Annotated in this window: 9 protein-coding genes; 3 read left to right on the plus strand and 6 right to left on the minus strand. The window is 38.3% G+C overall.

The features are described from left to right. The 5 genes from ACO1O5_RS16530 to ACO1O5_RS16550 all read right to left on the minus strand — a co-directional run. Nucleotides 1-600 (minus strand): SAM-dependent methyltransferase (locus ACO1O5_RS16530; protein WP_486272161.1); only part of this gene is annotated, 600 nt, incomplete at its 3' end. After that, entirely contained in the window at nt 600-2,063 is a 1,464-nt protein-coding gene (locus tag ACO1O5_RS16535; RefSeq protein WP_486272163.1) for a B12-binding domain-containing radical SAM protein, read from the minus strand. The genes ACO1O5_RS16535 and ACO1O5_RS16530, both read right to left, overlap by 1 nt. 5 nt (nt 2,064-2,068) lie before the next feature. Next, nucleotides 2,069-3,115, minus strand: coding sequence for a radical SAM protein (locus ACO1O5_RS16540; protein WP_486272165.1), 1,047 nt, complete (start codon nt 3,113-3,115; stop codon nt 2,069-2,071). A gap of 1 nt (nt 3,116) precedes the next feature. Next, nucleotides 3,117-3,881 carry a class I SAM-dependent methyltransferase gene (locus tag ACO1O5_RS16545; protein WP_486272167.1) on the minus strand — a complete coding sequence of 255 codons (765 nt, stop codon included), beginning with the start codon at nt 3,879-3,881 and terminating at the stop codon, nt 3,117-3,119. A gap of 16 nt (nt 3,882-3,897) precedes the next feature. Further along, on the minus strand, nt 3,898-5,397 hold the full coding sequence (locus ACO1O5_RS16550) for a B12-binding domain-containing radical SAM protein (RefSeq protein WP_486272169.1): 1,500 nt from the start codon (nt 5,395-5,397) through the stop codon (nt 3,898-3,900). 98 nt (nt 5,398-5,495) lie between these two features. Between ACO1O5_RS16550 and ACO1O5_RS16555 the strand changes: the two genes are divergently transcribed. From ACO1O5_RS16555 to ACO1O5_RS16565, 3 genes are read left to right on the plus strand one after another with little or no spacing between them, the layout of a single operon-like run. Then, entirely contained in the window at nt 5,496-6,248 is a 753-nt protein-coding gene (locus ACO1O5_RS16555) for a class I SAM-dependent methyltransferase (protein WP_486272170.1), read from the plus strand. After that, nucleotides 6,235-7,422 (plus strand): amidohydrolase family protein, encoded by a 1,188-nt coding sequence (locus ACO1O5_RS16560; RefSeq protein WP_486272171.1) that lies wholly within the window; start codon nt 6,235-6,237, stop codon nt 7,420-7,422. The genes ACO1O5_RS16555 and ACO1O5_RS16560 overlap by 14 nt, the downstream gene beginning before the upstream one ends. Further along, nucleotides 7,406-8,512 (plus strand): glycosyltransferase family 4 protein, encoded by a 1,107-nt coding sequence (locus tag ACO1O5_RS16565; protein ID WP_486272173.1) that lies wholly within the window; start codon nt 7,406-7,408, stop codon nt 8,510-8,512. Before ACO1O5_RS16560 ends, ACO1O5_RS16565 begins: the two co-directional genes overlap by 17 nt. Here ACO1O5_RS16565 and ACO1O5_RS16570 read toward each other — a convergent pair. After that, nucleotides 8,509-9,490: glycosyltransferase (locus tag ACO1O5_RS16570; RefSeq protein WP_486272175.1), on the minus strand; the 982-nt coding region annotated here is incomplete at its 5' end. The genes ACO1O5_RS16565 and ACO1O5_RS16570 overlap by 4 nt on opposite strands.

The following is a 9,490-nucleotide window of genomic DNA, read 5'->3' on the forward strand; positions in this document are numbered from 1 at the left end:
CCAGCACTTAAAATAAGTATTTTCCACGCGGGCACTTCTCCCCTTCCTGCTAAAGAATCGTCTTGTTGCCGTTTTGAATTCCCCTTTAAAAAGGAGTAAAAATTCCCAAAGGCAGAATTTGGGTAATAGCACCAGCGTAACAATCCCTTTTGATTTTATTAATGGAGAAAATGAAGTAAGCACGGTATCCAGTTTATCTGTACAATTTAATCCGGCAAAATTGGAGAAGATCATATCATAAGGGCCCTTTTGTTGTAAGTTTTTCAAGTCTGTAAAAGAGCACAATTCGCTGGTTACCAAACTTTCGAGGCCTTCTTCCACAATTTTCTCCTGCAATACTTCAAGCATTCCGCTTGCAATGTCTGTGGCATGAACCAGGCAATTTTGTTGAGCAAGCCATATGGCATCCTGCCCTGTGCCGCTATTCAATTCAAGCACGCAATCTCCTGCCTGGATATATTTCCTTAAATGAGCCCTTACCCGTTCTCTTTTGTACTGTACGATTTTATTTTCAGCATATAATTGATCAAAAACAATTGCCTGGGACGAGAAGGCGGCGGCAGCCAGTTTTTCATTTCTATTTGTATAAACGATATGCATTATACTTTTTCCAGTTGATATAATTTTCTTTTTTCAATTAAAGCCGCAGGGGCATAGTAAAATCCTGACAACGCTTTTTTAATGGTATTTAAATTGCTCTTTACAGGATGCATCAATAATTGTTTCCAGTTAGCAAGCGCCAAATGCATCCGATAACTCTTGTGAACATAAGTATGCAATTGTTTGTAAAAAGCCGGGTGATAAGTATTGCGGAACATTAAAGCCATTTCGTCCGAATCGGTCCAATTTGTTTTATTCTCCAATTCGGCTTTTACCTTTTCGTAAAAAATTGTTCCGGGCAAAGGGTAAGAAACGGAAATTCCAATTTCGTAAGGCAATAACGCGTGTATCATTGCAATTGTCTTTTTAATATCCTCTTTTGTTTCACCCGGATAACCGAACTGTATGAAAAAAGAAGGTTTAATATTATTTTTCTTTAACAAACGGGTTGCCTGGTAAATCTGTTTCACCGTTGTTCCTTTATCCATAGCATCAAGAATTCTTTGTGAACCGCTTTCGGCGCCCATCCATATATTTTCGCATCCCGCTCTTGCAAGATAATTAACAGCATTTTCCTGCAATAAGAGATCAACCCTCCCCTGCATCTTAAACCTGAAGTGCAGGTTTTCTTTTTCAATGATTCGTGCAAACGCTTTTACCCAACCGGGTTTTAATCCAAAAATGTCATCACAAAACCAAACATGATCAAAGTTGAATTTTTCTTTCAGCATTTTTAATTCAGCAACTACGTTCTCCGGCGAACGTGTGTTGTAGCGGTTTCCATAAATAGGCTTTGCGCACCAATTGCATTTGAACGGGCAACCTCTCGTAGTAGCCATATTCAAAGAAAAGTAACCAACCTTTTTCATCCATGATTCCCTGTAAGGCGCTATGTCTATAAGATCCCATGCAGGAAAAGGAAGATCATCCAGTTCTTTCATCACATTTCTTTTAGCAGTTTTTACCACTGAATTATTCTGTAGAAATGCCAGGCCCCGGATAGCAGAAAAATCATGATGTTCTTTTTTAAACTCGCCTAGAACTTCGAGGAGCGTAAGTTCTGCTTCTCCCAGTATTATAAAATCTGCTCCTTGTTGCAAATACATTTCATAACGGTCAGTTGCGTCAGAGCCGGATACAATAACTGTACATCCCTTTTCTTTTGCTATTTGAATCATTCTAAATGCAGCATCCCTCATATTGGTAAGGCACATCTTTGTGAGATAATTAAATCCATCATCATAAATCACAAAGAAATCCGGCGTCTCTTTTTCAAGATGCATGCTGAGTTCTTCAGGTGTGTGAGCAAACATTGTATCGAATAATGAAACACTATAACAGTTCTTTCGCATCAGGGAAGCGGCGTACAATGTTCCCAAAGGAGCATAGGGTTGCCCTGTTGACCATTGCTTTGGATCAAAGCGTAAAAAATAAGAATGAGAGAAAAGTATTTTATTATTCATATTCTTTATAGACTATTCCCGGGTGAAAGATGTAAGTAACAAACACACTTCCTGCAGGTTTCATCTTCATTTACATCCAGTTTCTTTCTAAAATTAATCGCATGCCGGTTGTTTAAAATACTATCTAACTCTTCCGACCTGATGTTTCCCATGGCCTTATGAAAAAAGCATGGTCGAACCGTTCCGTCTGCTTCTATAACTGTTGAAACCCATGGTGCATTGCATTTCTTATAGGGGAAAGAGCATAGCCCATGATATGCTGCATAGTATTTGTAAATATTCCAGGCCTTCGCCGGGGATTCCGCAATAAAATTATCTTCAAATTCTTTTGCATACACATTCAGCAACTTTTCCAACACAATTTTCAATTTGGATAAATCCTCAAAAGACAAAAGAATGTCCTGCTGCCTGGTTTCGTCCCATGTCATCTCACGGTTGAAAGCATGGCTGCTCACATCTGCAGGAAGAAAGCTGATTTGGTCTAACCCGAGGTATTTAGCGGCTTCAATAATAGCCGGCCATTTACTGTAATTGAGCCGGTGTATTACCGTCCTGCCTGTTATTTTATAAGAAGGATCTATCAGCCTGATCGCTGTGATACCCTCAGAAAGTTTATTGAACGCTTCCGGTATATTTCGTATACGGTCGTGCGTTAGTTCATCACCATCGAGGGATACAATTACTTCGTTCACATACTTTACAATTTGCGACGCATTCTTTTTAAGCGTTAACCCGGTTGAAAGTAAGTTTACCTTAATATTTTGTGTTTTTAATATTTCACAAAATCTGAAAAAGTCAGGATTGAGTAACGCTTCTCCTCCCGACATGAGCACCAGTCTTGTACCCAATCGTTGAAAAGAATTCATGAGGCCAGTAATATCACCTTCTGTGAGTTGCTTTAAATTACGATTGCCTTTCCATATATCGCACATTATACAGCGGCAGTTACACGCACTATGCGGCATTAATATAGCAATGGGCAAAGCCTTTATACGATGTGTGCGCAAAGTTGCATAGCGTTTATAGATATCGGTTAACGACTGGTTTAGCATTTTAGAAATAAGAGTTTTTTACTACTACCCAATGAAATGGATTTTTATGAAACATCAATTTGTTATTCAATGTGTGGGGATTATACAATATAGAAAACCTGAAAGGCTTCAGATCTTCAATACTATGATGAAAATAGTACGCTGACATTTCGCGAAATCCGGTTTCAGTATAATATTTTTTGCTTCTTTGCCTGGCTTCTGCAATTTCATTAAATCGATAAAGTGGGCTATCAAGAATGTGTATTTCTCCCTGTAGTGTTAAGTGGCTCAGGGCAACTTTTAGTATCTCATCAAGTGAAGGAAAATATTGAATGGATGCGGCAAAGACAATGAGGTCGTACCTTTGATCCTTCAGGATACCGGATCGGATATCCCCATACAAAAATCGCAGGTTGGGAACTTTTCCAAAAACTTTTCGTGCTTGTTCCAATTCCACGATATTAATATCAATACCGGTTACATTACCTCTTGCAACGGTTGCTAATTTAGCAGAAAGCCATCCATTACCACAGCCTATTTCCAGTATATTACAGATATTGCTTTTACTCCTGATATATTGTAACAATTTATCCGAGCTATGCCGTCGCACATTCCATTCTTTAAAATACCGGTGACCGGGCAGCACTTTTGGAAGTAACGATACTTCTTCATTGCTGTATATTCTCCCTTCCTTTAACCGTAGGGCGATGTATAATTCATTAAAGCTGTCTTCAATTGAAGCCTCGTGCTGCGGTAAAAAGCCTTTTATAATTTTTAGATCATACAAGTGTCATAATTTAATTTTAGAAGCCCTGGATTTCCGGCTGGCGATATTTCCAAATTCTTTGAAGCAACTTTATTTCGTATGGAAACTGATAAAAATTTATTTTATATCGAAGACCTGCGACTAACCTGATTACTGACCGTTTCACATTATTCAATCGTATATCCGATACCGTTGGATAGTATCCATTCAGCACCGTTTCAAAATCCCTGATCTTAGCAATCATTTCAGACGTAAGCCATGGAGTCAACGGGTTTTTACGCAGATCAAATCGCTCCCACTGCGGGCTTACCCAATCTTCAAGTTTCTTCGGGTACTCGAAACCGGTAGCCATCACCTCATTAAATAAATCAGAACCTTCTGTCGGCACGGGGCTGTAGGTGTATAAAACAATTTCTGTTGAAGGATTTATGGCCTTTACTTTCTTAATAAAGTTGATGTCGAATTCTATTTGCGCCATTACTTCTTCTTCCGAAGTAGCAGGAGTTCCCAACACAAATGAATATTCAGGAATGATGTCAAATTTCTTCAATCTTTCAGCAAACTGTAAAATCTGTTCGCCAGTTTGTGTGCCGCCTTTATCAAGCTGATGCAACACTTTATCATTCCCGCTTTCCGCACCAAAAAAAATTATTTTACATCCCGCCTCACGGATGAGGGCTAACGATTCATCTTTGAATTTGCTCATGGTGTCAATCCTTGCCATACCCCACCAGTTCATTTTCTCAGGCCTGATCAGCTTTGAAAATGCCACGGCCCTTTTCTCAGATACAAAAAAATTGTTATCATGAAATTCAATGGCGTCGGCACCCCATTTATCTTTAATATATTTTATATCTCTGTAAACATGCTCTGCCGATTTCGCCTTCCATCTCGCTTCATAAGTGGGAACTACAGCACAAAACGAACAGGTAAAAGGGCAGCCAATACTTGAATGGTATGCCAGTGTTTTATTTCCCAAATAGGTCTTGCCTAAATATTTATCAATAGAATAAAACTCATGTAATTTATCATAAGGCAATGCCGGGAGATTGTCCTGTTCAATTAAATCTTCTTTTAGATTCTTTACGATATTCCCGTTTAATTTGTAAATAAGATTTTTAACCTGGTCATACGGCTTATCATTTTCCAATACTTCGATTAACTTTGGAAAAGCATGGTCACCGGGACCATTAATAACAAAGTCTACATAACCAGAATTTAATACCACCTTGTAGTGATTGGTTGGAAAATAACCACCCCAAATTATAATTGTACCCGGAAATTGATCTTTAATTTTTTTGGAGAAGGGGATTGCCTGTTTGGTTTGTGGCCCGGGCATAACGGTGAAGCCTACGTATTTAAATTCACCTGTGGCCAGGTAGCTACTTATTTTTTCATACGGATGTTCTTCGCGGTTTCCGTCAACGATAACCCAATCATAAATGCCATCAACCGAAGCGGCGATGTTCATGATGGAGTTAGGGATCCGATGTTTAGCAACGGCACTCTTAGGATTGTATAAAAGAATCTTGTTCATCATGACCCAAACGAAAAAAAAAGCCGGAAGGTTGCTACGCTTTTATAGTTATTTATATCACATTTTAGGTAATTTGTTCTTCAAAAATTGCTTAAAAAATGCCGGCACTTTCTAAACTTCCAACATATTTCTCCAGCCTTTTTTTTAAACAGAAATATAAGCCTGCGGAAACTGCCTATAACCTCTGGGCAGAAAATTATGACGACCAACCGCATAATCTCATGCTGGCGTGGGATGAAGAAATATTTTCTGTTCTGCTCAACTCCATTGATATAAGAAATAAAATATTGACCGATGTGGGCTGTGGCACCGGGCGTCATTGGCAAAAGATTTTTGATAAAAACCCAAAACAGGTTTTTGGATACGATGTTTCTGAGGGGATGTTGAAAAAACTCAAAGAAAAATTTCCTCATGCAACAACCCATTTGTTATCCGGCAATAAATTGCCTGAATTACAGGATGAATCTGTCGATTGCGTTTTGTCTACACTTACAATCGCTCACATTCAAAACGCCGAACAGGCTCTGCGGGAATGGAATCGTGTTTTAAAACCAGGCGGAACGATGATCATTACCGACTACCATCCGGAGGTTCTGGCTAAAGGTGGTAAGCGAACTTTTAGTTATCATGAAAAGACAATTGCCATTAAGAATTATGTCCACACGATTGATGATATTAAAGAAGCAACCGGGCAACTTGGCTTACAGGTATTGCGTTTAGTGGAGAAGCCCATCGACGAATCGGCAAAGCATTTTTATGAGGCTCAAAATGCGATCAATGTTTATGAAACATGGAAAGGAACTCCGGTTATTTATGGGATACTTTTAAAAAAAGATAATGCAGTTATGTAATCTGAAAATCATCGAAAGTAATGAACTGGTAAATATAGAAGTGGACGGAGGGAAAATAAACAACATTGCCAGTCACGCTGAAATCAAAAATTTTAATGTCGACAATACTATTTTTTTTGAAGATGCCATAGTATTTCCCGGTTTAATCAATTCACACGACCATCTTGATTTCAATTTATTTCCGCAAATAGCAAACAGGGTCTATCACAATTATAAAGAGTGGGGCGAAGACATCCATGCATGCAATAAAGAAGCGATCCAGGCTGTATTGAAAATTCCGCAACCACTAAGGACCGAGTGGGGGCTTTACAAAAATCTTCTAAATGGTGTTACCACTGTGGTCCATCATGGCGAACCATTGCCCATCAAAAACGAAATAATTTCTGTTCTTCAAAATAATTATTCTTTGCACTCTGTTCAGTTTGAGAAAAGATGGAAATTGAGACTGAATAACATCTTTAAAAAAAATCAACCCTTCGTAATTCACATTGGAGAAGGAACCGATAAACAGTCGCATGAAGAAATTAATGAACTGATCAAATGGAATTTGTTCAAAAGAGAAATTATCGGCGTGCATGGCGTTGCGATGGATGAATACCAGGCAAAAGCCTTCCGTGCGCTGGTCTGGTGCCCTGCTTCCAACAATTTTATGCTTACCGCGTCAGCGCCTATCGATGAACTAAAATCCAAAACAACTATTCTTTTTGGAACAGATTCAACACTTACCGCACCATGGAATTTATGGGAACATCTTCGTTCCGCCAGGGACTCCCTTCTTTTAACTGACCAGGAATTATTTGATTCGCTAACCAAATCGGCAGCCAATATTTGGAAAGAAAATAACATCGGCTCTCTTTCTCTGTATAAGAATGCAGACTTGTGCATTGCAAGGGCAAAGGGCAAAAAAGGTTTCGATGCATTTTATTCCATAAATCCTGGAGATATTCTAATGATAATGCATAAGGGAAAAATTTGCTTATATGATAAAATTTTAGACGATCAATTATCGGCTGTCGGCGTGTCTCCAAATGGGTATAGCAGGATATGTGTTGATAATAACGTAAAATATTTGTTTGGTGATTTTCCGGGTTTGATGAAAAAGATATCGTCTTATTATCCCGGCGTTCAATTCCCAATAAGTCTTAATAAAAATCAGCATGATAAAGCTTATTGATCTCAATTATCATATGCATGGTGATATTTCAGAACCATGTGAAGTTATGGAGTTACAAAAGGCAGCCCCGGGCTTCGTGAAATTTATTGGCCAGAAACTAAACTTCAGGCTTATTAAACACATGAATTATGAAGGTGAGATATCGATAAATAACATTGCTTGTAATTTCTTTAAACGGCGGAATTCGTTCCTTAATATCCCATTCAAAACGCATCACTTTATAAAAACGCAGGCTCCGGATATTATCTTAATTCAGGGCCTGATTTTCCCGCTGCAACTGCTTGCATTAAGATTCACCATAGGAAGAAAAACAAAATTCATTGTGCAACATCACGGAGCGAGTCCTCACCATGGTGTAAAAAAATTATTACAGAAAATCGCCGATCGATCTATTGACAAATACCTTTTTACAAGCATTGAAAATGCAAATGAATGGATCAAAAGTGGAATAATATCTGCGAAAGAGAAATGCTGCGAAGTATTGGAAGCTTCAACTTATTTTAATCAAAGAGACAGAGAAAAGAGCAAGCAACAAATTGGCATGGCTGGTAATGAAAATTTTTTATGGGTCGGCAGGTTAAACATCGGTAAAGATCCGTTAACAGTAATAAGTGCTTTTGAAAAATATTTTACTATTCATCCTGAAGCAAAGTTGTACATGATATTTCAAACGACTGAACTCTTGCAAGAGATCACAGAAAAGTTAGCAGGAAATGAAAATTTAAAATCTTCAGTTTTATTGCAGGGCAAAGTCGCTCACGATGATTTGGAAACATGGTATAGCGCAGCAGATTTTTATGTTTCCGGAAGCATCAAAGAAAGTACGGGTTACTCGTTGCTTGAAGCAATGGCCTGTGGATGCATTCCAATAGTTACAAACATTGCATCCTTTAATAAGATAACCTGCAATGGTACGTATGGGTTTTTATTTGAGGCACAAAACTGCGAAAGTCTTTTAAAAACTTTATTAAAACTCGACAGTATAAATAAAAAAGAACTAGCCTTATCTGTTGTGAATCATTTTAAAAATTCACTATCGTTTCAATCTATTGCTGATTCCCTCATAGGGCTTGTGAAAGTGCTTTCTTAAAATAATTTCATAATGGAAGCTGCTGTATCCACTTCCCGGTAAAGTAATACTGGTTTATCATCTAAGTTATCCAAAGTTAAAATTTCAATAACCTTTCCCATCATTTCTTCCTTAGTACCCACCACGTACCAATGGTCTATATCTACTTCCATAGGTTTACAGAAACTAATTACGTAACAACCCGCATAAAGCGCTTCAAGGCACGCCATACTAAAGCCTTCATAAGAAGAAGGATGAAGAAATATCTTGCTCCGCTGCATTAATCCAAGCAAAGTTCTGTGCGCTACCTCACCCGGCAATGAAATATTATCTTCCAATTCAAGGTTCGTGATTAATGACTGTAAAGTTTCCTTTTCAGGTCCCTGGCCAGCAATAAATGACTGAACTCCGGGATATTTTTCTTTAAGTTCTTTGATGATCCCGATAAATAAATGATATTGTTTTAAAGATATCAATGACCCGGCGCCAATGATGTCAATTGTTCTCTCAGCAGGCATCATGCTAAATTGCGTGGTGTCTACACCGTTAGGTATAACATGAGTTGGCTTTATTAAATAATTCGCAAAGAGCTCATTCGCTATAAAGTCGGAAATTGCGATTAATTCTCCCGGCGTTGGTTTCATTCTTGATACATACTTATTACCCGGCCTTGCATCCTGCCCAAGTATCCAGGCCATGTGTGCAATATCATATTTTTCGCCAAAGCGTTTTCCCAGCAACGCACATTCACCAAGCCAAAGGCTAAACAACCCCCTGATATTATTTTTTTTATTCAGTGTGCTCAATTTTCGCCACACCTTTACCCATAGGATACGCCTTAGAAATTTCCCTTTATTTTTTCCTCCAAAAGAAATAACCTTATTATTATTCCACAAATATTCCTGCGCCCTGGGTGGATGTTGAAAAGAGAGTATCACAATTGAAACGTCGGCAAATTCTTTATTTATCGCTTTTATCAAATTTTGCAGAAAAGGCAGG

The sequence above is a fragment of the Ginsengibacter sp. genome, assembly GCF_057362405.1.

Bases quoted from the DNA above. Each gene is read 5' to 3' on its own strand.
- ACO1O5_RS16540 (WP_486272165.1), bottom strand. From the start codon at position 3,115: ATGCTAAACCAGTCGTTAACCGATATCTATAAACGCTATGCAACTTTG.
- ACO1O5_RS16565 (WP_486272173.1), top strand. From the start codon at position 7,406: ATGATAAAGCTTATTGATCTCAATTATCATATGCATGGTGATATTTCA.
- ACO1O5_RS16555 (WP_486272170.1), top strand. From the start codon at position 5,496: ATGCCGGCACTTTCTAAACTTCCAACATATTTCTCCAGCCTTTTTTTT.
- ACO1O5_RS16550 (WP_486272169.1), bottom strand. From the start codon at position 5,397: ATGAACAAGATTCTTTTATACAATCCTAAGAGTGCCGTTGCTAAACAT.
- ACO1O5_RS16560 (WP_486272171.1), top strand. From the start codon at position 6,235: ATGCAGTTATGTAATCTGAAAATCATCGAAAGTAATGAACTGGTAAAT.
- ACO1O5_RS16535 (WP_486272163.1), bottom strand. From the start codon at position 2,063: ATGAATAATAAAATACTTTTCTCTCATTCTTATTTTTTACGCTTTGAT.